This is a genomic window from Flavobacterium ardleyense (assembly GCF_033547075.1).
GTDB lineage: Bacteria > Bacteroidota > Bacteroidia > Flavobacteriales > Flavobacteriaceae > Flavobacterium > Flavobacterium ardleyense_A.
Map to the genome: position 1 here is coordinate 133,672 of NZ_CP137891.1, position 23,914 is coordinate 157,585.

At 34.8% G+C, this 23,914-nt stretch carries 24 protein-coding genes and 1 tRNA gene; 12 read left to right on the forward strand and 13 right to left on the reverse strand.

The window, feature by feature from the left end; translation table 11 throughout:
• Positions 1–11 precede the first annotated feature (11 nt).
• The gene (locus SBO79_RS00570) at positions 12–461 is read left to right on the forward strand and encodes a TPM domain-containing protein (protein ID WP_318641105.1); all 450 of its coding nucleotides are present in this window, start codon (positions 12–14) and stop codon (positions 459–461) included.
• Positions 462–464: 3 nt separating this feature from the next.
• Complete coding sequence (locus tag SBO79_RS00575; protein WP_318641106.1) at positions 465–1,259, forward strand: TPM domain-containing protein; 795 nt, start codon at positions 465–467, stop codon at positions 1,257–1,259.
• A 369-nt stretch (positions 1,260–1,628) separates the two neighbouring features.
• On the opposite strand, the gene der is transcribed toward SBO79_RS00575, so the two are convergent.
• Complete coding sequence (der, locus tag SBO79_RS00580) at positions 1,629–2,939, reverse strand: ribosome biogenesis GTPase Der (protein ID WP_318643373.1); 1,311 nt, start codon at positions 2,937–2,939, stop codon at positions 1,629–1,631.
• A gap of 231 nt (positions 2,940–3,170) precedes the next feature.
• Positions 3,171–4,052: a GTPase Era gene (era, locus tag SBO79_RS00585; protein ID WP_318641107.1), complete on the reverse strand. Its 882-nt coding sequence runs from the start codon at positions 4,050–4,052 to the stop codon at positions 3,171–3,173.
• Positions 4,053–4,812: 760 nt separating this feature from the next.
• Between era and SBO79_RS00590 the strand changes: the two genes are divergently transcribed.
• A complete protein-coding gene (locus tag SBO79_RS00590) occupies positions 4,813–5,490 on the forward strand; it encodes a M949_0222 family glutamic-type intramembrane endopeptidase (RefSeq protein ID WP_318641108.1) in 678 nt (225 codons plus the stop codon).
• Between the two features lie 271 nt (positions 5,491–5,761).
• Positions 5,762–5,998: a hypothetical protein gene (locus SBO79_RS00595; RefSeq protein ID WP_318641109.1), complete on the forward strand. Its 237-nt coding sequence runs from the start codon at positions 5,762–5,764 to the stop codon at positions 5,996–5,998.
• A 400-nt stretch (positions 5,999–6,398) separates the two neighbouring features.
• On the opposite strand, the gene SBO79_RS00600 is transcribed toward SBO79_RS00595, so the two are convergent.
• From SBO79_RS00600 to SBO79_RS00615, 4 genes are all read right to left on the reverse strand, one after another.
• On the reverse strand, positions 6,399–6,842 hold the full coding sequence (locus tag SBO79_RS00600; protein WP_318641110.1) for a hypothetical protein: 444 nt from the start codon (positions 6,840–6,842) through the stop codon (positions 6,399–6,401).
• 3 nt (positions 6,843–6,845) lie between these two features.
• Positions 6,846–7,376 carry a hypothetical protein gene (locus SBO79_RS00605; RefSeq protein ID WP_318641111.1) on the reverse strand — a complete coding sequence of 177 codons (531 nt, stop codon included), beginning with the start codon at positions 7,374–7,376 and terminating at the stop codon, positions 6,846–6,848.
• Positions 7,377–7,578: 202 nt separating this feature from the next.
• Positions 7,579–8,175 carry an STM3941 family protein gene (locus SBO79_RS00610; RefSeq protein ID WP_318641112.1) on the reverse strand — a complete coding sequence of 199 codons (597 nt, stop codon included), beginning with the start codon at positions 8,173–8,175 and terminating at the stop codon, positions 7,579–7,581.
• A gap of 19 nt (positions 8,176–8,194) precedes the next feature.
• Complete coding sequence (locus SBO79_RS00615; RefSeq protein WP_318641113.1) at positions 8,195–8,434, reverse strand: hypothetical protein; 240 nt, start codon at positions 8,432–8,434, stop codon at positions 8,195–8,197.
• A gap of 800 nt (positions 8,435–9,234) precedes the next feature.
• Here SBO79_RS00615 and SBO79_RS00620 point away from each other — a divergent pair.
• From SBO79_RS00620 to SBO79_RS00640, 5 genes are all read left to right on the forward strand, one after another.
• Positions 9,235–9,798 (forward strand): TetR/AcrR family transcriptional regulator, encoded by a 564-nt coding sequence (locus tag SBO79_RS00620; RefSeq protein WP_318641114.1) that lies wholly within the window; start codon positions 9,235–9,237, stop codon positions 9,796–9,798.
• Positions 9,799–9,891: 93 nt separating this feature from the next.
• A complete protein-coding gene (locus SBO79_RS00625) occupies positions 9,892–10,443 on the forward strand; it encodes a carboxymuconolactone decarboxylase family protein (RefSeq protein WP_318641115.1) in 552 nt (183 codons plus the stop codon).
• Between the two features lie 100 nt (positions 10,444–10,543).
• The gene (locus SBO79_RS00630; protein WP_318641116.1) at positions 10,544–11,302 is read left to right on the forward strand and encodes a haloacid dehalogenase type II; all 759 of its coding nucleotides are present in this window, start codon (positions 10,544–10,546) and stop codon (positions 11,300–11,302) included.
• A 43-nt stretch (positions 11,303–11,345) separates the two neighbouring features.
• Positions 11,346–11,954 (forward strand): peroxiredoxin-like family protein, encoded by a 609-nt coding sequence (locus SBO79_RS00635; protein ID WP_318641117.1) that lies wholly within the window; start codon positions 11,346–11,348, stop codon positions 11,952–11,954.
• A 199-nt stretch (positions 11,955–12,153) separates the two neighbouring features.
• On the forward strand, positions 12,154–12,525 hold the full coding sequence (locus tag SBO79_RS00640) for an ankyrin repeat domain-containing protein (RefSeq protein ID WP_318641118.1): 372 nt from the start codon (positions 12,154–12,156) through the stop codon (positions 12,523–12,525).
• Between the two features lie 148 nt (positions 12,526–12,673).
• Here the strand turns inward: SBO79_RS00640 and SBO79_RS00645 are convergent, their stop codons facing one another.
• Both SBO79_RS00645 and SBO79_RS00650 read right to left on the reverse strand, forming a co-directional pair.
• Complete coding sequence (locus SBO79_RS00645) at positions 12,674–13,147, reverse strand: glutathione peroxidase (RefSeq protein WP_318641119.1); 474 nt, start codon at positions 13,145–13,147, stop codon at positions 12,674–12,676.
• A 12-nt stretch (positions 13,148–13,159) separates the two neighbouring features.
• Entirely contained in the window at positions 13,160–13,582 is a 423-nt protein-coding gene (locus SBO79_RS00650; RefSeq protein ID WP_318641120.1) for a DoxX family protein, read from the reverse strand.
• A gap of 629 nt (positions 13,583–14,211) precedes the next feature.
• On the opposite strand from SBO79_RS00650, the gene SBO79_RS00655 reads away from it, so the two are divergent.
• Together SBO79_RS00655 and SBO79_RS00660 are read left to right on the forward strand one after the other, a co-directional pair.
• Positions 14,212–14,985 (forward strand): M90 family metallopeptidase, encoded by a 774-nt coding sequence (locus SBO79_RS00655; RefSeq protein WP_318641121.1) that lies wholly within the window; start codon positions 14,212–14,214, stop codon positions 14,983–14,985.
• Positions 14,986–15,155: 170 nt separating this feature from the next.
• Positions 15,156–15,806 carry a hypothetical protein gene (locus SBO79_RS00660; protein WP_318641122.1) on the forward strand — a complete coding sequence of 217 codons (651 nt, stop codon included), beginning with the start codon at positions 15,156–15,158 and terminating at the stop codon, positions 15,804–15,806.
• An 11-nt stretch (positions 15,807–15,817) separates the two neighbouring features.
• Here the strand turns inward: SBO79_RS00660 and SBO79_RS00665 are convergent, their stop codons facing one another.
• The 3 genes from SBO79_RS00665 to SBO79_RS00675 all read right to left on the reverse strand — a co-directional run bounded on the left by SBO79_RS00665 (position 15,818) and on the right by SBO79_RS00675 (position 19,528).
• A complete protein-coding gene (locus SBO79_RS00665; protein ID WP_318641123.1) occupies positions 15,818–16,987 on the reverse strand; it encodes a peptidase associated/transthyretin-like domain-containing protein in 1,170 nt (389 codons plus the stop codon).
• Between the two features lie 398 nt (positions 16,988–17,385).
• Positions 17,386–18,813 carry a bifunctional metallophosphatase/5'-nucleotidase gene (locus SBO79_RS00670; RefSeq protein WP_318641124.1) on the reverse strand — a complete coding sequence of 476 codons (1,428 nt, stop codon included), beginning with the start codon at positions 18,811–18,813 and terminating at the stop codon, positions 17,386–17,388.
• An 88-nt stretch (positions 18,814–18,901) separates the two neighbouring features.
• Complete coding sequence (locus SBO79_RS00675; RefSeq protein WP_318641125.1) at positions 18,902–19,528, reverse strand: TlpA family protein disulfide reductase; 627 nt, start codon at positions 19,526–19,528, stop codon at positions 18,902–18,904.
• A gap of 393 nt (positions 19,529–19,921) precedes the next feature.
• Here SBO79_RS00675 and SBO79_RS00680 point away from each other — a divergent pair, with 393 nt between their 5' ends.
• Entirely contained in the window at positions 19,922–22,210 is a 2,289-nt protein-coding gene (locus tag SBO79_RS00680) for a TonB-dependent receptor domain-containing protein (protein ID WP_318641126.1), read from the forward strand.
• 193 nt (positions 22,211–22,403) lie between these two features.
• Here the strand turns inward: SBO79_RS00680 and SBO79_RS00685 are convergent.
• Together SBO79_RS00685 and SBO79_RS00690 are read right to left on the reverse strand one after the other, a co-directional pair.
• A tRNA-Met gene (locus SBO79_RS00685) sits at positions 22,404–22,476 on the reverse strand.
• A gap of 323 nt (positions 22,477–22,799) precedes the next feature.
• Positions 22,800–23,897: a hypothetical protein gene (locus SBO79_RS00690; RefSeq protein ID WP_318641127.1), complete on the reverse strand. Its 1,098-nt coding sequence runs from the start codon at positions 23,895–23,897 to the stop codon at positions 22,800–22,802.
• Positions 23,898–23,914: the final 17 nt, after the last annotated feature.

A 23,914-nucleotide genomic window follows, 5' to 3' on the forward strand; every position in this document is an offset into this window, starting at 1 on the left:
AATAAATTTATATGTCCTTAGTCGAAGATTTTTTAACCCAAGATGAGGAGCTTCAAATAGTTGAAGCTATCAAGCAAGCCGAAAAAGCAACCTCTGGCGAGATACGGGTACATATAGAGAAAACAGCTTCTGTGGCGCATAGTACTCGCGCCACAGAAGTTTTTCATTTACTCAAAATGGACACTACCGAATTGCAAAACGGCGTACTTATTTATGTTGCAGTCGAAGATCACGCCTTTGTGATTCTTGGCGATAAAGGCATCAATGATGTTGTGGGTGCGACTTTTTGGAATTCAAGTAAGGACATAATGCGTGCTCATTTTAAGCAAGGTGAATTTAAAGAAGGCCTTATTGCAGGTATTAAAAATGCTGGCGAGCAACTACAAAAGTATTTTCCGTGGCAGGAAGATGACATCGACGAACTACCGAACGAGATTTCGCGTGGAGACCTCAAAAACTAAATAATGACAAGACACTTTTATATAAAAATACTTTTCCTATTGTGCTTTGTGCAGTTGGGGTATTCGCAATTTGATATTCCGAAAAAACCAACAATGCAGACAAGTCTTTACGACTATGCAAATGTACTGAGCGCTCAAGAAAAACAAGCTTTAGAGCAAAAGCTGATTAACTATTCTGATTCGACAAGCACACAGATTGTAGTAATTACGACGCCAACTATTAAAGGAGAAAGTATTGGAATACTGGCTCCAAAATGGGCTCAAGAATGGGGAATTGGTCAAGCCAAGGAAGATAATGGAATTTTAATTTTACTCGCCCTACAAGAGCGTAAAATCTGGATCGCACCAGGATATGGTGTCGAAGATAGGTTGACGGCTGGTGTAAATGGTGAATTAATTCGAAATGTTATTCTTCCAAACTTCAAAAGCAATAACTATTACGCGGGACTTGATCAGGGTGCCGATGCGATTTTTGATGTTCTGAATGGAAAATACAAAGGAACTCGAAAGGCGAATAAAGAAAAGAGTCTTCCTCTCTTGCCGTTTATCATAATTATCGTCATCATCATTTTTATTATTTCCAAAAACAAGAACAATGGTCGTGGCGGCGGGAATTCTGGCAATAGAGGCGGCGGTTTTGATCTTGCTGATATGATTATTCTAGGCAGTCTCGGTCGCGGAATGGGCGGCGGCGGTGGCTTTGGAGGATCTTCTGGCGGCGGTTTCGGCGGCGGCGGATTTGGTGGAGGCTTTGGAGGCGGTGGCTTCTCTGGCGGTGGTGCTGGAGGGAGTTGGTAGGTCTTTAGAGTTAACGGTGGACAGTTTACTGTTAACAGTTTCGCAGCGCTCTAAGCATCGTACTTACTATGCAGTTACTGCTTGAACATATATTATTAGAAAAAACATAAAAGACAACTCTCGAGAAATTTTGGGAGTTGTCTTTTTTTGGCTGTAATTTTCAGAACAGCCTCCCCTCTTGCACTTCTGTGTTTAAGTAGCTAGCTTCCGATAAAAGTCGGAAAAGTTAAAAGCTAAAAGCTGACAACTAACAGCCAAAAAAAAAGACAACTCAAGATTCATCATCCAAAGCTGTCTTTTTTATCTATTCAACAATCAATTTTCCGTCAACCTAAACTGTTAACTGAAAACCGTAAACTGTCACCTATCCTACTTCTCCCTAATATAAACATCAATCGGTACACCAGAAAAATCCCAGTTTTCGCGAATTTTGTTTTCAAGGAAACGTTTGTACGGTTCTTTTACGTACTGCGGTAAATTTGCAAAAAACACAAATTGTGGCGTCGCAGTAGGCAATTGCATACAATATTTAATTTTTACGTACTTTCCTTTCAATGCTGGCGGCGGATTACCTTCGATAATCTTAAGCATATAATCATTGAATTTCGAAGTTGGAATACGTTGTTTTCTAGCTTCAAAAACCTCAACTGTAGCCTCAAGAGCTTTCAGCAAACGTTGTTTTGTAAGAGCCGAAACAAACAAAATTGGCACATCCGTAAATGGCATCAATTCCTCTTTGATTTTGTTCTCGTAATCTCTTGTGCTCATCGTATCTTTTTCAACAAGATCCCATTTGTTCACAAGAATTACCACACCCTTTCTATTTTTCTCAGCAAGCCAGAAAATACTTTGATCTTGACCTTCAAATCCACGAGTAGCGTCGATAATCAAGATACAAACATCTGCGTGCTCAATTGCACGTACAGATCGCATTACAGAGTAAAATTCCAAATCCTCTTTTACCTTGGCTTTTCTACGGATTCCCGCAGTATCCACAAGGTTAAATTCAAATCCAAAACGGTCAAATTTAGTATCAATAGAATCACGAGTGGTACCCGCGATATCAGTTACAATATAACGATCACGACCAATTAACGAATTTATAAAGCTAGATTTTCCTGCATTCGGTCGCCCAACTACAGCAAATCTTGGCAAATCAGAGTCAGTATCTTCTTCGATTGGTTTGTCTGGAAACGCATTTACAACTGCATCTAGCAAGTCGCCCGTTCCAGATCCTGAAATACTTGCAAATGTGAAATAGTCGCCTAATCCAAGGTTGTAAAACTCCAATGCATCTTTCTCACGCATTGCATTATCTACCTTATTCACCGCAAGAATTACTGGTTTAGTCACTTTTCTAAGCAGTCTCGCAACAGTATCATCCATCGGAGTAATACCCTCTTCAACGTCCACCACAAAGATGATCACATCCGCCTCATCAATTGCTAATTCTACTTGTTTTCTGATTTCGCCCTCAAAAACGTCATCCGAGCCACGCACATATCCACCGGTATCAATTACCGAGAATTCCTTACCATTCCACTCACTTTTGCCGTAATTTCTATCGCGAGTTACCCCCGGAGTAGAGTCAACTATGGCGTCTCTACGTTGTATCATACGGTTAAAAAGCGTGGATTTCCCCACGTTTGGCCGTCCTACAATCGCTACAATATTGTTCATCATCTTTTTCTGAAATATTTTGCAAAGGTACATTTTTTCAAGAACCTTTGACATTTAAGTTTTTAAGCTTTTTTTTTGGAGCTTTATCCTGCTGTCCACTGTATCTTTTTCTTTTTTTTAAATGAAAAAGAAAAAGGATGCCGTTCCCATCAGGGCTAGGGATCAAATCTTCGAAAGACATTTAAATGAATTTTCAAATCTTTGAGTTTAAAGAAATTAAAGAAGAAGAATCTAGTTGTTATAACCAAATCTTTTAAGCATATTCGCATTACTTCTCCAGTTTTTGTTGACTTTCACATAAAGTTCGATGTGAATTTGTTTTCCAAAAAACTTTTCAAGATCTGCTCTTGCCTCTACTCCTACTTTCTTTAATGCTGCTCCTTTGTGGCCTATCACAATACCTTTTTGTGTTTCTCTTTCCACCATAATCAAAGAACGAATTCTGATGATATTTTCATCTTCAAAAAACTCTTCGGTTACAATTTCTACAGCATACGGAATTTCTTTACTGTAGTTGAGAAGTATTTTTTCACGAATTGTTTCATTTACAAAGAAACGTTCGGGTTTGTCAGTCAATTGATCTTTTGGATAATATGCTGGCGATTCTGGAAGTAAGTCGATAATACGAGAAAAAACCTCTGGCACATTAAAATTCTTAAGTGCCGATATCGGGAAGATTTCAGCATTCGGAACTTTCTCACTCCAAAAAGCTACTTGTTGTTCCAATTGTTCTTGATTACTATTGTCAATCTTATTCAACAATAGCAAAACGGGAATCTTCGCGTGAATAATTTTATTAAAAAACGCTTCATCTTTCAGATCTTGTTCTCCAATTTCGACCATATAAATCAGAATATCCGCATCTTCAAACGCCGATTTTACAAAATTCATCATAGAAGCTTGCATCTCGTAGGCTGGTTTGATAATTCCAGGCGTATCCGAAAGGATCAATTGGAAATCTTCTCCATTGACGATTCCAAGAATTCTATGTCTTGTGGTTTGGGCCTTAGATGTAATGATAGAAAGCCTTTCACCTACAAAGGCATTCATAAGAGTTGACTTCCCAACGTTTGGGTTTCCGATTATATTGACAAATCCTGCTTTGTGTGTCATAATTTTAAATAAAGTGCAAATATACAATTTTGATTTCACACATAATTCGGAATTCGAATATGATATGACTGTAGATGGAAGATAATGGCTGTTTGGGAAATAATTTTAGATGGAATGTGAAGCATTCTGACCGAAATTCATATAAAAAATTAGGGTAGTGTAATCCCGATATCGTTCTATTATGGGATCTTAGATTTTGCTGATACTCTTTTAAAACAATGGAATGCGAGCGGATACTTATAACAATTAAACGGTGTCAATTTCTTCAGGGGCAGTTCTAATTATTTTATTTGGTTGTGCTAAACGAACTGATAACTACAGTTATAGGGGCGCATTTGCTATAGTTTCTATTTTCTTCCTCATTACAACTAAGAAAGAATTAGGTTTGACCGACACATTTAAAAAAGAGAACAAGGAAAAGGAATAGTATAAATCTATTACCGCAGTAAATACTGAATTTGATACGTAATTAGTATATTTGTGATACTAATAAATAATTTGCGCAAATATATTTTCATCAGATACGGAAGCAATTACATCCTAAAAAGGAGTGTGTGAAGATGATTTATTAAAACTTGTTTGAATTCAATATTCGTAGGTAGGATAGTATGAAGAAGAAAGCTTACTCTTCTTCTGATAATGTAGAAAACATTATCAATACACTTCGTGTGTCTTCTGAGTTAGCAATGAGCGGATTCTCTAACAATTTAGCCGATAGCTTATTGTTAGCAACAATTTTAATAATAACTGCCAATATCGAATGACGAATCTTTTTGAATGTGTAAAAAAAAATGATTTTTTAAAATTCATAAATAATCCTTACAAAAAGAGTATTAGAAATTTTAGAAAAGATTTTATAATTTTCATTTTTCTTACAATTTTAAACTTCTTGGTTTTATTTATTAAATCTTTTTATACTGATGAACCATTTATTGAAGAAAGTGATTTGACATTATATAATATTGAAAAAATTTTTCCATATCTAATTTTAATTCCGTTAATTGAAGAATTTGGTTATAGAGGATTTTTGAGATTTAAGAATAAAAATATTTTTATAATTAGTGTCATTGCTTTAATAATTTTATTAGCAACATTTATCAAAGTCGACATCTATCGAAACTCATCGATAATAGTATTAATTATCTTAACAGGCTTTATTTACTTTCAAAATCAACGCTATGAAAAATTTTTGCTTTATATTAATGATAATTTAAAATATTTAATCTGGATTTCTTCAATTATTTTTGGTCTTATGCACTTATCAAACTTCCATAATTTTGAATATATAAATTTATTAGGTATAACAGAGAAAATAATTGCTGGTTTATTTTTCTGTTATATTACCCGAAAATATAATATTTTTTATTCTTACTTTTTTCACGCATTAAATAATAGTTTGCCATTTTTAATTATTATTGCTTACAAACTAATAATATAAAAAACTGTTGGCTAACACGGTATTTCTATTAGCGGGTCGGAAGTTCCTATCAGCAAGATTTTTGCTAGTTGTTCAATTTGTTATATTTACAAAGACTTGTTATAAAAAGTCCCCGCCAACAGAAATACCCAAACGATATATAAAGGTTAATGTAAAAAATTTAAAGCTGAAAAAAAATGCAGAATTCTGATAAAATGTTAATCAAAATTTTGATTGATGCTTTTGTCATAAAAAGATAATTATACAACTCGCTCTATAAAAAATATTGACTATGGAAGCAACATCTATTGATTTACTGATTAAAAAACTTGAAAAAGCTCCCCAAGGTGTTTTAGAACGTGTTATTGGATATGTTGATGCACTTGTAGAACCAACCATAAAAACTAAACCTTACAACTTGTCTGCAACCCAACAGCAAATTTTATACGGACAGCTGGACTCCGACAAAACTACTTATACTGATGCCGAAACTCTTTATTCTGATTTAAAGAATAAGTATGAATTATAAGATTATAGTTTCGCCTATTGCTTCTAAAAATGTTGAAAATGCAGTTGCATACTACATTGAAAATGCTCAAAAAATGTTCACGATAAAAATATTTCTGCTCTAAAATAGTTACTTATTTAAAACTGTAATAAATTTTATATTTTTAGGCTATTCATAGATGTTTTATATAACACTTATTTTTGTTCTAGGGAAGAATTATTAAAATCAAAAACCGCTTCGAAATGAAGCGGGGTTTCAATTGTAATTTAGTACGCTTCGAGGTCAACCCCGATAGCTATCGGGGATCGAAGAGCGAGAACTAAAATTCGCAAAGCTGGGAGCTACAGCTAAACTTCTCACAACTGGGAAAACGACATTTCGCGCAATTGGCTTATATTTTAATTCTTTATATTTCGTTTTGCTAATCCGCTTTATCTGAAATAATGATGCCATCAAAACTTTTGCCAATACTATTGGAATTTTTTATAATAAAATAAACTCTATTCTCTTTCTGAGTGAGTTTAAATTCAAATGGGTATACTCCATCATCATTTTTAAGCGCTTGAGGATTAACCAATTCATTCGAGTCATCTAAGTTATTGGAAAACAAAACTTCATCAGATTTATTATAAGCCTCAATTACAAAAGTGCCTTCGTACTTAGAGCCTAATTTATTGCTGTTTTTTTCGGAAGGAACAACATTAATTCTAGCTTCGTCAAAAACAAATTTATCTTCTAACGCGTTGGTTATCTTCAACAAACTATCATTTTTTTGCTTTAACGAATCTATTTCTAAATTTAATTTTTCTATATTTTTGTCGCAACTGATAAAAACGATTGACAGTAATAAAACTAATTTTTTCATTGGTTAGTTAGGATTTTTTATAACAAATACTTTTTTAAATGCTCGCTCTTCATTTTCTATTATTCTTACAAGTTCTTCTCCCTCTTTATTCTTCTTATTTTCATCAATAAACACAAAGTCATGAATAATACCGTCAATATAATAATCCCCTGGTTTTGTAAATATAATTTCATCGAGCTCAATTTCTCTATTATTAGTAGCTCCGTACTTTTTGCCTATTTTTTTTACATCAGCGTGGTCGGGATTTATTTTTTCTGCTATAGTAGAATAAAAAATAACGTATCGAAGTTTTTCTTTATCATCGAAACTAGTCGTAATTGTATCTAACAAACTTTTATATCTTATAATGCCCTGATATGATTTATCAGAATATACTGTGTCTGGAAATTCTATTTTATAATCTATTCGTTTGTCAAAATATTGTTCGCTTACCTGATAACTTTCATTTACATCCTTTTTGTTTTCTTGCCAAGAATAAGTTATTAGTTGTAACGTAAATAGTGAGACTACAAGTAAAAATTTATTATTTAGCATATCTTTCCTCTTATTAGTTACCAAATCTGTTATTATATTCTTTGTTCTTAATTTCAGCTTCTTTAGCTTTTCTAACTGAATCCATTATAATCATAAGATCAATACGATAGCTTTCACTTTTTGTAACAGATTTGAATGTTACAATTCCAGGAATAACAGCATAGACCATCAAAGAGCGAAAGCAAATCTTCGCAATGCTTGGCTAATTTTTCATTTGTTTATTTTGATTATAGCTTTCTAAAATTAATCGTTCCAATTCATTAAAGGAACATTTTAAGCCCACTGATGTTAACGTGATTGGCGTGCCATAAGATTTTAAGTTTTGTCTCAATCCTAATTTTTTTAATCCATTTGCTTTTTGAATATATTCTTCAGGGTTTTTAATTTCGATTATTAAAATCTCTATTGAAATTACCTTTTTTTTATAAATTTTAGTGATTTCTGACCAGCTTATTAGTCCCACAGAACTAGAATTAGTATTGTCTATTATTCCTTGTTTATTTATTACCAAGCCCGATTTATTGCCAAATAATTTAATAAACAAAAAAACAGAAGCTACTCCAAAAATAACTACTCCCAAAATCCCTGTTATAAATACAATAATTTCATTCCGTGTACTAAAATTAACAAAGCTAGAAGGATTAACAATAAACCAACAACTAATAAAAACAAATCCTATTCCTGCAGATAAAAAACTATACCACCTGTTCCACCTCCAGTTCCTACTAGTGGAATAAACGAACCTAATGTTACTCCCACTAAAACTCCAGCTTTTGCAAACCCAAGATCTGAAATTCATATTAAAAAACCCTAAATCACTACAATTCCCACGCAAAAGAAGTTTGGAAAATATAATCAGTATCGCTTGCCGTTGTTACAGATCTGTTGTCATAATTGACCGTAATTCCAACTTTGATAAAGAAATCTAAAGGTAAACCGTACTTCACATCAACCTGACCGTCAAAACGGATTCTACCGCTTTCGGTAATTCCAGGGTAGGCAATGGCTTTTGATAGTAAACTCAAATCTCCGATGTTATATAGGATTACTAGCGCCATTAGAAAAATTACTCCGTAATGAAATGCTTTTTTGTTTTCAATCTACAAACGTGATCTTTCGTTGCGGGCACGGATTACAAATCCGCGCTATCGGCTTCTTCTAATATTCTTGTAGCTCCATCATCAGGATCATCTGCATAACTCAAACGTACATTACCTAATTGATCGGTATAATTAAAAAATCCTCCTGTAAGTTTTAAATGTACCTCTGTGTGCTGGAAAAACTCAAGAACATCGTTTGTGTCCTGAATACCATTTAAATAATCTGTGGTAGTAATAACCGTTCCATTGAAGACTATCTTTTTTTGCTTTGCACCAACTGAATTATAAAGGTAATTAATTTTGCGAGTTGTGCCACCAGAGAAAGTAATTTGGTAAGTTTAGATGGTTAAATAGAATGCCTGTAATTCCTTTGTTGTCAACACGTATCATATTGCCGTGACCATCATAGTCATATTCTATAGGATTATTAACGCCATCAGAAAATTTACTCCGTAACGAAGTGGAAATCTTATTATCAATCTATAAACAGCATCTTTAGTTGCAGGCACGGATTACAAATTCGCGCTATCGAGTTTTTTATAACAATAATTGTATGGAGACCAACGTCTCGAAACTTCAGCCAGCGGGAAATTCTGTGCTTGTAAACCTAAATTCTCTACTTTCTTCTAATCGCTGTTGCGTAGTCATTGGCAATTTCGCGAAAGCGGAAACACTATTATAATGTAGAATATTAAACTTATCCCAATTACTTTCTCATAACTAACCGATTGTTTAGTTTTGTACTCAATCTAATAATTATGGCACGTACAAAGGCTTATCGGGAGGATGAAGTGATAGAAAAAGCAATGAATCTTTTCTGGCGCAACGGCTATGAATCTACTTCAATGTCGATGCTGGAAAAAGAAATGGGAATTAATAAATTCTCGATCTATTCGAGTTTTGAAAGCAAAGATGGGCTTTTTTTAGAGTGCATCAAATGCTACAAAGCCAAGTTGGAAGAACTTTCGGTGAATCTTCATAATTCGGCCAATAGTTTGGAAGGGATCAAGCAATACTTTTATGATTTTCTCGAGTTTTCGACTGAAAATGACCTCAGAAAAGGCTGTTTAATCACTAATGTCGCAAATGAAATCAACCAGAATGAATACCCTGAAATTCTCTTAGCCTTGGGTAATTTTACCAAAAATGTGCGAAATTTATTTAAAGATATTTTGAAACGAGATACTTCAATATCTGAAGAGATTCTGGAACAGCAGTCTGATTTCTTGCTGATATCGATGTTCGGATTGTCTTCGGCTAGTAGAGTTTTTAGCCACAAACAACTAACTAATTACATCGAAAATATTTTTAAAAACCTCTAATATTTTTTTACTCTATATCTAACCGATTGTTTAGATATTCTTTTTTATATTTTAAAATTACCAATTATAAATTTATCCGAAAAAACAGAAAAAATGACCATACACACTATCGAAACATCGCCAGAAGGAAGTAAAGAATTGCTTTTGCAATCTAAAAAAGCACACGGATTTATTCCAAATCTACACGGAGTATTAGCTGAGGCGCCTACCGCTTTGGCAGCTTATATAGATTTACACAAGCATTTTATGAAATCTTCTTTTGATAAAGACGAACTAACAGTTGTTTGGCAAACTATTAATGTGGAGCACAATTGCCACTATTGCGTTCCAGGCCATACCGGGATTGCAAAAGCGATGAAAGTGGACGATGCAATTATAGATGCCTTGCGAAATCAAACAGAAATGCCAACAGAAAAACTGCAAGCACTTCACTTGATGACTTTGTCAATGACCCGAAATCGTGGTGTTGTAAGTCAACAAGAGCTTACTGATTTTTATGCTGCTGGATATTCGCAAAGCCACATTTTGGAAATAATTCTAGGTTTGTCACAAAAAGTAATTAGCAATTATACCAATAGCGTTGCCGCGACTCCACTCGATTCATCGTCAGAAAAATATGCATGGACAAAAAAAGTAACTAAGTAAACCCGTCAACGGACAGCTGTACACAATTGTGTAGCTAAAAATCTATAAAGCACATTAAATGAGCAACAATCGAAGGAACTTTATTAAAAATTTGGGAGTGATGAGCGCATCTAGTTTGGTTATGCCAACTGCCGCGATGGCTGCTAGTTTGAATGAGCAAGCGGATACAATTGCTATTGCGACCCGACCAAAAATCTTGTTTTTTGATGTCAATGAAACTTTACTGGATCTGACCGAAATGAAAACAATTGTGGGCCAAGCCCTAAATGGACGATCTGACTTACTGTCGCTGTGGTTTACTACTATGTTGCAATATTCATTAGTAACTACTGCAAGTGGTCAATACGAACATTTTGGAAATATTGGAGCGGCAGCTTTGCAGATGGTCGCCGCCAATAATGGAATTAGCATTTCTGAAGAAGATGCACGAAAAACAATTGTAAACTCTCTTCAGGCATTGCCTCCGCATCCTGATGTAATTCCGGCTTTGCAACGACTAAAAAGCATGGGTTATACCTTAGTTTCATTCACGAACTCATCCAATGCTGGCGTTAAAAAACAATTTGAATTTGCTGGATTAACAGATTTCTTTGACCACAGATTAAGTGTTGAGGACATTGGAAAATTTAAACCTTTTAGAGATACTTACGACTGGGCGGCACGAACTATGAATGCCAAGCCTGAAGAATGTATGCTTATTGCCGCTCACGGATGGGATGTCGCAGGTGCACTCTGGGCGGGATGGCGTGCAGCATTTATTAGCCGACCGGGGCAACAGTTATTTCCACTCGCAGCTACACCCGAAATCATTGAGAGCGACTTGGGCAAAGTAGCTAAGATTCTCACACGATTAAAATAATTACAACCGCAATTTAAAATGCGACTAACACAAAAAAAATATTATGACAAACATTTTCAAAACATTCCTGATTCTTTTTAGCATTTCTGCTACTGTTCCAACTTTTGCTCAAGTTCCCACAAAAGCAGAAGATGTAAGTCCATTGCTGATTGGCGAAATACTTCCCGAAGCATCGCTGCAAAATGCAGATGGCAAAGTGCTAAAATTGAGCACAATCCTGTCTCAAAAACCTACTGTTATGGTCTTTTATCGTGGTGGATGGTGTCCTTACTGCAACAAGCAACTTTCTGGGTTGGTAGATATTGAAAAAGAAATTTTAGAGTTAGGCTACCAAATCATAGCAATTAGTCCAGACGATTACAAAAATTTAAAAAACACCGAAGAAAAAGAAAAGATCAAATACAGCGTTTTGTCTGATCAAGGCGGAAAATTTATAAAAGAAATTGGAATCGCTTTTTCGACGCCAGCATCACTTACTGATTATATTTCATCAAAGTCACAAATTGGAAAAACATCTGACGTTATGCCTGTGCCAACAGTTTTGATAGTTGACAAAGCTGGGAAAATTTTATTCGAATACATTAATCCAAATTATAAAGAAAGATTGAGCGGCGAACTGCTTCTGGCAGTATTAAAAACTTTAAAAATATAATCAAAAGTCCCTGCAATTGACTGGTAGTAGCGATTTGGATCCCTAATTCGAGTCGCTATTATTTTTTTACTTTTTGAAAATAATAAATTCCATTTTTTAAATCAGAAGCCATCATGAAATCCAAAAAATCTACCTTGATCTTTGGGTTCTTAACAAGTTTACCTATATTGGTATTTCGAATGATTTTCAATTTTGTATTATGAAACTAATTTCAAAATATCTGCTCTTTTTAATTATCTCAAGTCTCGGCGTGATTGGTTGCGGCAACTCAAAAGGAAATACTACTATGACACATTCAGCTCAAGAATCAACATTAGAATTACTTTCTGCAGTTCAAAAACAAGATTTAAAATTGGTTTCAGAAATCCTTAAATCGAGACCAAATCTAGAAATGAAGGACAATAAAGGCAGAACCGCTTTGATGCTTGCAACCTATAATGAAGATACAGAAATTGCAAAACTATTAATTTCGGCGGGAGCAAATGTAAATGCTCAAGACGAAATGCTCAATAGTCCATTCCTTTATGCTGGCGCAAGTGGATTTGTTCCAATATACATCTTTAGATATTAAATTCAATCAAAATAAGGATACCACAGTAAAATAAGATGGGATTATAAGAAGATTTTGAAATTTTACAAAATTACTCCTAACCGAATAATTCCCATTTACTGTTTTATTCGATACTAGTTTAAGAACTCATAATAATAGTTTATAACGACTACAGCAAACTCCCTACAAAAGATTCCATATCCTCAGGTTTAGTAGTTGGGCCAAATCGCTTAATTGGCTTTCCGTTTTTGTCGATTACAAATTTGGTGAAGTTCCATTTGATCGAACTCACGAGAAACCCACCTAAATTCGATTTTAGATATTTAAAAATAGGATGTGTGTTGGATCCATTCACGTCAACTTTGTCAAAAATTGGAAAGGTAACTCCGTAATTAATTTCGCAAAACTCCTGAATCTCCTGCGCTTTCCCGGGTTCTTGTTTGCCAAATTGATTGCAAGGAAAACCTAAAATTACCAATCCCTGATCTTTATATTTTTGATATAATTCTTCAAGACCTTTGTACTGCGGAGTAAATCCACATTTGCTCGCGGTATTAACAACCACTATAGTTTTTCCTTTATATTCTGACATTGAGACCGTCTCGCCAGAAATCTTCTTTGCTTCTAAATTGTAAAATTCCATTATTTTTTTTATTTATTTTTTAAACTTATTACTTAAAAATTTAAGACCATCTGTCGACCACAAAGCCCAAAGAATTAACACAGGCTGAAAAAATAATCTGACCAATCTTTTTAAGTCGGTATCCAAGCCAAAAGCATCGATTCCGTTCGTGTATTGAGAAATATTTCCTGGGAAAATTAAAATATAAAAAATTGCCAAAGCGATGCCAACATGTGGCCTATATTTGACCACAAACAGAAGGCTTAATCCAAATAAAATCTCCACCACACCCGAAGATAAAACTACGAAATCTATAAAAGATTCGTTGTCTGTCAGAAAACTAGGAACTTGTGCTTGAAATTCGTCTCGCTGAAAAGTTAAATGTCCAATTCCAGCCGTTGTCATAAATAGCCCTAAAATTATTCTTAATAAATTCTGTCCAAAAGTAGCTTTCATGTAAATTGCTTAAAATTAAATTGCGCGCAATGCAAATATAGAAATTTTATATAATATCGCTTCGTAAATTTTAGATATATTTACTTCAAATCAGTAGTTCAACTATTATTAAAATATGAGTTTTGTATCTTCAAAGTTCTATTGTACTTCAAAATCGAGTTTCGCAGAACATAAGAAAGTCAAAAATGAAACTAAATAAATTTTAAAGCTGGATTAAATGCTATAAACAGCGCAACATTAATATCTGGTTTAATCAAGATCGCTGCTGGAATTTTATTCTATCTAACGGAAATTCTACTCAGACGTCGCCTGCAAAATAATTTCAAACAACATTTAGATTTGTGACACAATAAAATCAAGAGCTTCCTACAAGTCGACAAATTTGGCTATAAAGTTTTGTGCTATATTTTTTCTCAAATAACGCATACTTGAAAATGCTGAGAGAATGCAGAGTAAACCTCATCAAAATTGACCTCTCTATAATTTAGTTACTAAAAGTCGATTTCCAATCTAATTACCACGATTTTGTTAATGAAATATTATAAATCACTCTCTTGCTAAAATTTATTATAGCTTTGAGAAAACTGATTTTTTAACCTAGAATCCTCACTCTTTCAGCTTTATAAATTATGACTTACGTTATTATAATATTTTCGATTTTAATCATCTTAGTAATCTTTTCCCTTTTCAAAAGTTCGCAAAAGCGTAAACTCGCCGAATTTCCTGAACATTGGCATCCAATACTTTTGGAAAATGTGCAGTTTTACGAAAACTTATCTCCTACAGAACAAAAGAGATTTCAATCAAGAATGATGGTTTTCTTAAGCGAAGTTTATATCGATACGGTGAAAGTAAAGTTGACTGAACTGGATAAAATTCTGGTTGCCGCGAGTGCAGTAATTCCAGTTTTTGGCTTTAAAGAATGGCATTATCACAATTTAAGTGGAGTACTGCTTTATCCTGATACTTTTAATGATGATCTGCAATTTGACACTAAACATAAGAAGAGAACTATTCTTGGTTTGGTAGGCACTGGCAGATTTGAAAATCAAATGATTCTGTCACGCAAAGCACTTCACGACGGCTTTAATATCACTTCGGATAAGCACAATACTGCCGTTCACGAATTTGTACATCTAATTGATAAAATGGACGGTGTAACTGATGGTGTCCCTGAGAGACTGATTCAAAAACCTTATATTGATCAGTGGCTTAAACTTATTCACCGTAAGATGGAAGAAATCAACAACAATAAATCTGACATCAGACATTACGGCGGCACAAGCCAAGCGGAATTCCTAGCTGTAGCTTCTGAATATTTTTTTGAACAGCCAGAAAAATTAGAAAAGAAACATCCTGAGCTTTATAAAATGCTTAGCGAATGTTTTCAAACAGGCAATTAAGTAGTTTGAAAGAAATCCGATAAATAATTTATCAAAAATTTAATACTTCAAGATGTTGAGAATTTAGCACTTAAGCCAAAACTTATTTATATTGTTCATCTAATCTTGAGAAAAAAAAACACTGTCATTTCACGAGATTTTCTGTTGCTAAATATCTTAAAAATCTCAAGATGAAAATATTAGTGTCGGTTGTACTTCTCTGTTCATTAAAGTCATTTTCTCAAGAGAAGGAAGCTTTCCAAAATTTAGCGAAAGCGAAAGATTCTATTCGAAATTCTCAATTCCAAAAAAGAGCGACATCCAGAACCGACACATTAACATTTTTGATTCCACAAAATACTATTCAGCTCAACGAGGTCAAAATCAGACCAAATTCTGAAATCAGCGCCTATTCATTGGGAATAATTCCCAAACCTGTAAAGACGCCGACCCAATACGAAAGACAACTTCTAACCGCTGGCGATTTCAAACCAATTCATTTGCTCGGATTACTAGGTGGTAGCCTGCAAGTTGATCCAATTATTAATGCGATTAGCGGCAGGACCAAACGACTTAAGAAATATGTTGCGATAGAAAAACAGCAAAAATATCAGGAATATTTAACCGACAATTTTCAAGAATACTTTACAGAACAATTAAAAATCGACTCCCAAGATATCGGAAGTTTTATCATTCACCTTTGCGAAGACAAAAAAGTTATGAACCTCATCGCAACCAAAAGTTTTGAAGAACTTGAATTTTTGATGGCAAAAAAATGGTTTGATTTCAAGAATAATCACATTGATATTCCCCTTCCTAAGTCAGAAGTTATCAAAGAATAGTAAAATTGAAATTATTTTGGCTGAACAGAATTGATAAATTTCTCGTCGCTTTCACTTAGTGGAAATACATTATATTTTGTCCAAAAATTCTCTGTAAAATCTGTGCCCGCCTCAAAAATCGTTTTTTTATCATAGCCTTTTTCAGGAATTTGCACATCTTTTTTAAATTCATATATAAATAAATCGTTAGAAAAATCGAAGGAATCATCGACTCTTTTACCCATTTTTATATACATTGCTATTTCTTTTTTATTGTAATTTAAGATATATTGATCGTTGATGTTTTTAAATTTCGACCAGATTAAAAATTTATTAAGCTTCACTTTCGCAATTAAGATACTCATCAGCTTAGAATTTTTAAAGTGACTTTCTGAACTATAAAGCTTGTATTCAAGAATACTTTTTGTCGTTGGATCAATTATAACGTAACCCTTTAGCAAGAATTTCTTACTTTGCTCGTTTGGTATTACGGTCACATATTCATACTCGCTGCCGTCCGCTTCCTTTTTTATTCGCCTTTCAAACTCGTAATCTTTGTCCTTCAAAATTTTCTCGATCTCGTCAAAATTGTAAGAACTTTTAACATAGTCTTTTACGTTAAAAGCTGAATTTACATTATTCATATTTCCTTCCTCTTCCTCATCCAATTTCGAATTATGCAATGCTCGATGCTGCCCCATAATCACCGTAGATTTCCCATTATCCTTTTTTACATAATAATCCAAAAGCGCATCCGAATATTTTGTGTACTCATTATTAACCTTTACAATCTCCCGTGCATAAGCTTTTAGAAGAATATTTTTGTCCAATCGTTTCTTCGAAAAATCAATTATTCTCTCTAAATAAGCGCTAGATTTTTCATTAGAAACTACAATTTCATCCAATACATAATTCTTCGGAATCAGAAAGACTTCCTTCAAAGCTTCATTCGTTTCAACTGTATAAGAATCGTAATTGATATGAGAAAAAGTCGTTTTTGATTTACTTTCATCCACCACAAATTCTCCGTTTTCGTTGGAAATCGATCCGGTTGAATTGTTTTTAAGTTCGGCTTCTGTAAAAATATTCACGTAAGATATCGGCAACAAGGTCTCCGCATCTTTGATTACGCCTTCAATTTTGGCAGTCTGCGCCCAGATCGAATTGCTTAAAACGATAAGCATCAAAAAAATATTTCTCATAAAATAAAGGTGTAAACGGTGAAGAATTTTAAGAATTATAGACCTGCGCACCGACTGTAATAATCGTAATTACCCAAAAAGCAACAGCAAAATAATGCTTTGCGGTAATCTTCATATTTAAAAATTTTTCCATTTTCGATTTTATTAAGATGTAGAATTAAAATTTGTACATATAGTTTCGGTACTTGTAAACATAATTAAAATTGTTCATCTAGATTAAAAAAGGCATAAGTATTTTCTGAATAAGACTTTTTTTTTGGGCGTGTCCCTTTGGGCCAGGCCATCCACTATATCCCCGATAGCAATCGGGGGATGCCGCTCCTGTCCTTCACGCAGACTTTTGCTACCATTGCTTTATAAAATCAAAATAGGGAAATCTGCCAAAGAATTCAAAACCTTTACACCAGTCTAAAACTTTGTACTTTGCTCAGAGTAAAAACAGGCCTTTCTTTTAGAAAAGCTTTCATTGCTTCCACTGCATTATGAGTATGCTCTTGCCTATTCTTACCGTATTTCTTTGCAACTCCTTGAGTAGTTACAAAACTAACTTTGTAAATTTTTGAATAGTCAAGATGAGAGCCCCGAAAGTATATCTCTTGAATGCGGTATCCTTTCGGGTTTTCTATTCGCATATTAATTTGCAATCCAAAAACACGTTTTACATAACCGCCCATTTGTCCAAAAGGATTATTACAAAAAGTATGTTCCAAATTTTCTTCGAGCATTTCTCTAATTTCAGTTCCTGTCATTTCGACGGTAGACACTGGAGGGTTCATTGGGGTAATATTATACAATGCATCTTCGGTAATATCGCCAACCGCAATCGGTGCACCATAGCGCCATCCGTTACAAAATGCAATTTCAGTTTTTGTAGAATGCGCAATTGATTCCAAGAGAAAACTATCCATGGATGAATTTAAAGTATTGTAACGATGTAATATCTCAGTTGTGCTACCAATAACTTTAGTTCTCAATTCTTGATACGGTTGTAATGCTTGCCCAACTAAAATGTTAACTTCGGTACTTTTAGGAAGTCTATTGGTGATTTTTATAAGTTCGTAATTGAAGTTTTGAATTTCCTTATTCTCAATATCTAGCGAGATTTTCCCAAGAAAAGCTCCGTGACAACCACACTGAATAACTTTAGTCCCATTAATTTCAACAGCTTCGTAAAGTCGGTTGTGCGTATGTGCGCTCAAACAGATATCGATTCCGTCAACTTTTTCCAATAAGGCAACATCCTGCGGAAAACCATTATGCGAAAGCAGCACAATTAGATTTGCACCTTCATCTTTTAATTTCTTTATGTACCGCGGAACCTCGTCCACTCCAGAAGTGAATTTAAGACCTTCGCCCATTTTTTCAGGCATTACTTTATCTACAATCATAGCACAGATTCCGATGACCCCTATTCTGAAACCATCGATTTCATAAGTTGCAGTTGGCATTAAGAAATTCGAACCATCTTCGTTAAAAACATTACAACCCAAAATTAGAAAGTCTAGCTCTCGGTCAACTTCTATTAGATGTTTAGGACCATAAGCAAAATCCCAATGTCCTACCATACCATCTACCTTCATAGCGTTTAAAATAGGCACGACGGCCCCTCCTTCTGAATCAACAAGAGGCTTTGTGCCGTGCAGTGTATCACCGCCGTCAAACAACAGTGTGTTAGGATTCTCATTGCGTATTTCCTCAACCAATCCAGCTATATATGCATAACCTCCGGCTAGTTCTACTTTTTCTCCTGTCTCGTCGTAAAACAACTCTGGATGTGGCGCAATGTAACCATGAACATCATTTATAAATAAGAGGTTTAGTTTCATGATTTATGTTAGGTGAATTTTCAATTTAAAGAAAGAAAAAAATTAGAATTTTGATTAATTAGTTACCTGAAGTTTATTTAAAGAAACTCTACTTCAAGCTTCTCAAAAACATCTTGAATTTTTCCGAATTATAATCTGCCATTCCATTATGAGTTAATACTAAATTTCCCTTTGCATCTATAATATAAGTAGTGGGAATTGTAGAAGAGTCGTACATAGCGGGCATAGTATTTTCAAGCGCATAAATTGGCAGATTATACCCTTTCTGTTTGTTAAATGCTTTTGCTTTCTCAAAATCGTCATCAAGCGATATTATCACAAATGCAACTTCATCCCCCATTTCCTTATGCAGTTTTTTTATGCTCGGCATTTCGGCAAGGCAAGGTGCACACCAAGTAGCCCACAGATTCATAAATATTACTTTACCTCGCATTTCTTCAAGCGAAATTTCATTCCCATCTTTGTCAATAAGTGTAAAATCCAAATTAGCTTTGTTAGTACTAGACAGCGTTCCATCTGCCGTTTCCTTAGAACGAGATTCTATTATTTTCTCAACATTTGGATTTAAAATTCCCGTCGATAACAAGCCACGTTGCACAAATGCGATCACTTCGGTATGCAGTCCTGTAAAGTAAAGTGCGGCCGCAATTACAGCGATTATGCCATATTGCACTAATGATTTTTTGTTTTCACTGCTGATTTTTCTTTTATCCACGTATAATTTAATTTTATTAAGTTTATTATGTTGAAATTTATTCTAAAATAATTTTTGAAATTAATCAATTTATAAAGTTTTGAGCCATAGATTAACAGCAATTAGTACTAAAAATAACTTTTACAATGCAAACGACAGTAAATCTTTAATCACAAAAGTTCGTAAATGGTCTCTCAAAAAATATTTGCGTTCATTTTTTAGTAAGATGGCTTTCGCCGAAAGAATTCAAGTTCATAAAATGAGTATCTTTCAAATCAGGCTTTCAGATCGGCAGTTGTTGAGCATTTTTCCTCTACCGAAGCATCTCGGATTGCAAGACGTGAATCTTATTAAAGCTAAACACTAGACAAACAGTAATCTTATTTTCTTTTAATCAATTAAATAACCGCTATCGTGAAAAAATATTTTATACTTCTACTATTCATTTCATCTGTTGGACAATTATTCTCTCAGCAAGTTCAGTTCAAAGTTTTAAACAGATTAAGCCAACAGCCTATAGCTGCAGTGAATATTTATAAAGGTGCAGAATGGATAACGGTCTCTAACAAAGAGGGACAATTCATTGTAAATCTGGACTCAATTTCTGAAAACTATATATTGAAAGCTATTGGCTACCAAAATTTGTCGGTTCAGCTATCGTCAACTAGTGGAGAAAGAGTGTTCTATTTATCTACATTGGTAGAGGCATTATCCGAAGTGCAAATTCGAAGTACAAATATTCCTACAGGACTTCAAAATATTTCGTCCTCTATCAGTGTAATTCGTGCAGCAGAATTTAGAAGAACCGATGCAACAAACATTCTAGAGAGTTTAAATAATGTCCCTGGAATTTACATCAATCAAGGCGCTCTAAACACTAATAAAATTAATATTCGTGGGATTGGCGCGAGATCGCAGTATAGCACCAATAGAATTCAGGCGTACTATGATGGCATTCCATTATCCACTGCCGAAGGTGAGTTAACTTTAGACGATTTTGACCAAGAAGCTGTAGAGCGAGTAGAAATTATCAAAGGACCAACATCGAGTGTATATGGAGCAGGTCTTGGAGGCTCAATTAATTTATATTCAAAAACATCTATTAAAGCCGAAACATCAGCAAAATTGGGCAGTCAATTTGGAAGTTATAACACCCAAAAACACGTTTTACAAGCATCAAATTCAACCGAAAACTCCTCAATATTTGCAACTTTCTCAAGTTTAGAAAGCGATGGATACCGCGAAAACGGAAATTATGATCGTAAATCCGCTTTAGTAAATGGAGCTATTTCTACCAGCGATAAAGGTAAATTATCCTATATCGCCAATTTCACTCAACTTAAAGCTTTCATTCCAAGTTCGCTCAACAAAAATGATTATTTAAATAATCCCGAAAGTGCATCCTTCACTTGGAAGCAAGCTCAAGGCTTCGAATCCTATGACCGCGGACTTCTTGGCGGCTCCTACACGCACTCGCTTTCTGATAATTTTACCAATACGACCAGCATTTTTATTAGTTTTAGAGATGCTTACGAACCTCGTCCTTTTGACATTTTAAAAGAAGAATCCGTTTCTGCTGGAATCCGCACCAAATTTAATTTAGCCACTCAACTTTTCAAACTTCCTTCGGAAATCAGCTTTGGTGCGCAGTACTATAATGAGTGGTATGAAACTGGAACTTTTAAAAATCTTTATAAAGATTTTCCAGGCCAAGGAAGTGTTTTAGGTGACAGACTTAGCAACAACGAACAAGATCGAAACTACTCGAACTTCTTTGCACAAATTAATCTGGACCTAACTGAAAAATGGAGTCTTGAAGTAGGTGCAAATTTAAATACCACAAAGTATAGCCTGACAGATTTATTTAGTAGTGATCAGATAAATCAGAGTGGTAACTATAGTTTCGAAACAATTTTTTCTCCTCGAATTGGAAGTAGCTACGAAATTGTAAGAGGAAAAAACATCTATGCATCGATCAGTCAAGGATTCTCTACGCCAACAGTTTCTGAAACTTTAACTCCAGATGGTCAAATAAATACTAGTTTGAAACCAGAAATTGGCACCAACTTCGAAGTCGGTTTTAAAGGAAATTGGCTGGATAATAATTTGTACATAGAGCTATCTGTCTATTCCATTCAGATTGACAATTTACTAGTGGCACAGCGAATTGCTGAAGACCAATATATTGGAATGAATGCAGGAAAAACGAATCACAACGGAATTGAATTTCTGACCAACTATAATTTCCAACTGTCAAAGTCGATTTTAGTTAAACCTTATCTAAACGCTGCTTTCAACTTTTTTGAATTTGATCAATTTATAAATGATGACAAGGATTTTTCTGGCAATAAACTTCCCGGCGTCCCGAAATACACAATGAATGTAGGAGTGGATTTAAAAACCTTCAATGGTTTTGAGTTTTTTGCAAATTTTAGAAATGTAGGCGAATTGCCGTTAAATGATGCAAATTCTGAATTCACAGATTCTTACAATTTACTAAATTTTAAAGCTAGTTATAGTTTCAAAATCTATAAAAGTTTTGAACTAAATCTTTATGGCGGAGTAAATAACGCGCTAGATGAACAATATGCTGCGAGCGTTGTGACCAATGCCGTAGCCTTTGGAAGTCAAGCTCCAAGGTATTATTATCCAGGAAATCCTAGAAATTATTATGGTGGCTTGCAGTTGAGTTATGGGTTTTAGAGGATGTTGTGTTTCGAATAGTTTATGTTTAGAAAATTCACTTTGGATTGGCGGAAATGTTTCGCGCGCCCACCCCGTCCTTCGGACACCCCTCCAGAGGATGGGAAGGTTTGTGAGTAGAAAGTGGAACCTAAAAGGCATCACTTTTAGCCACAAAAAAAGCCATTCATTTCTGAATGGCTTTCTAACTTAGTAGCGGGAACAGGACTCGAACCTGTGACCTTCGGGTTATGAGCCCGACGAGCTGCCTACTGCTCTATCCCGCGTTGTTTCGAGTGCAAATCTACAACCTTTATTGAGTAAATCAATACGTAAATCGAAAAAGTTTTGTTAAAATTTTTTAACCGTTGATTTGCAAATCTTTACATCTTAATAATATGATCGTTTGCGCAAAGGATGGGAACGGCATCCTTTGCTGCCATATATAATTAGCTTTCAGCCAGAAATCGTGTTGGCAGCAAAGATACAGTGCACAGCCTGACCTTCGCTCAGGAGAGTTGTCTTGAAAAACTTGATGCAGTTATTACTATCGAGAATTGCTAGCAAGTACGGCGAAGGTTGCGCCCAAATAAAAAACATCAATTGAAAATTAATTATCTAGCGAGTTAATCCATGCTTCGACCAATGCCAATCCTTCCTGATCTACAATTGTGCGGCCCAAACGTGGCATTTTGATCGCTGGATTATTTGTGCCCATCATATAATACAATGATGATTGTGGTGCATTTTGAGGGGCGACAATTAAGCCGTGAGAAACGCCAGGAACCGGAATTCCCGCACCCTGATTGACCCCGAGGTTTTCAAAATTATTTGAATCTGCAAATGAAAATCTTAAATCGACATAATTGGCGCTGCCATCCTCGTGATGACAATGCGCACAATTGATATCAAAATAGGACCTAGCACGCAAATTAATATCTTTGGAAGTATCAGCATAATCTACAACCGATAAAATTTGTGAAGGAACTGTATTTTGAAGAAATCCCTTCTCAATCCACTTGGTTAACTGGTTTTTTACGCCATCGGCATATAAATATGAATTGTTTAAACTCTGCGGTTTGATACCAATAGGAATTGGCTGCTCAGCACTGTTGTGACAAGTGGCACAATTACTTTCGGAAGGAATTTCGTAATTAATTGCTAAAGTAATCCCATTACGCTGAACATTTACAGCCGTCGTGCTCCCACTCATATCAAGATAAGCTTCGGTCTGAGCGTCATTCCACACATATTCTGCAAAAACCCAACCGGTATCTCTCCTAATCATTACGCGAGTCTCTATAATCCGTGCGTTATTGGACGGCAACACCTGTTCGTAATAGAAAGTTTTGACAAGTGCCGAACCAATCGGCAGATTTAATGACTCATCGTCGGCGGTGTAATTTGCTTTTTTATTTTTAGGAATATAGACAAATCGCTTTTTCTTGGCATAATCTGTAAAAAGTGACGAAATAGGTTCATAAGGCAGCATTTCGTCAGCGGGAATTTGAAGTTTTATATCTCCTTTGAAGAAATTGTAATCGCTTAATTTTGGATAAATGGTATTGCTAATGGAGACAGAAGGTGGCGGAACTTCTGTATAAGTATCATCGTTAGAACTACAAGAGCTCACTGCCAGAGTTATGCAAAGAGTACTAAGCGCAATATATTTTGCGGCAATTATGCGTATTTTTTTAAGTTGCATCATTTTCATTTGTGGTTGTA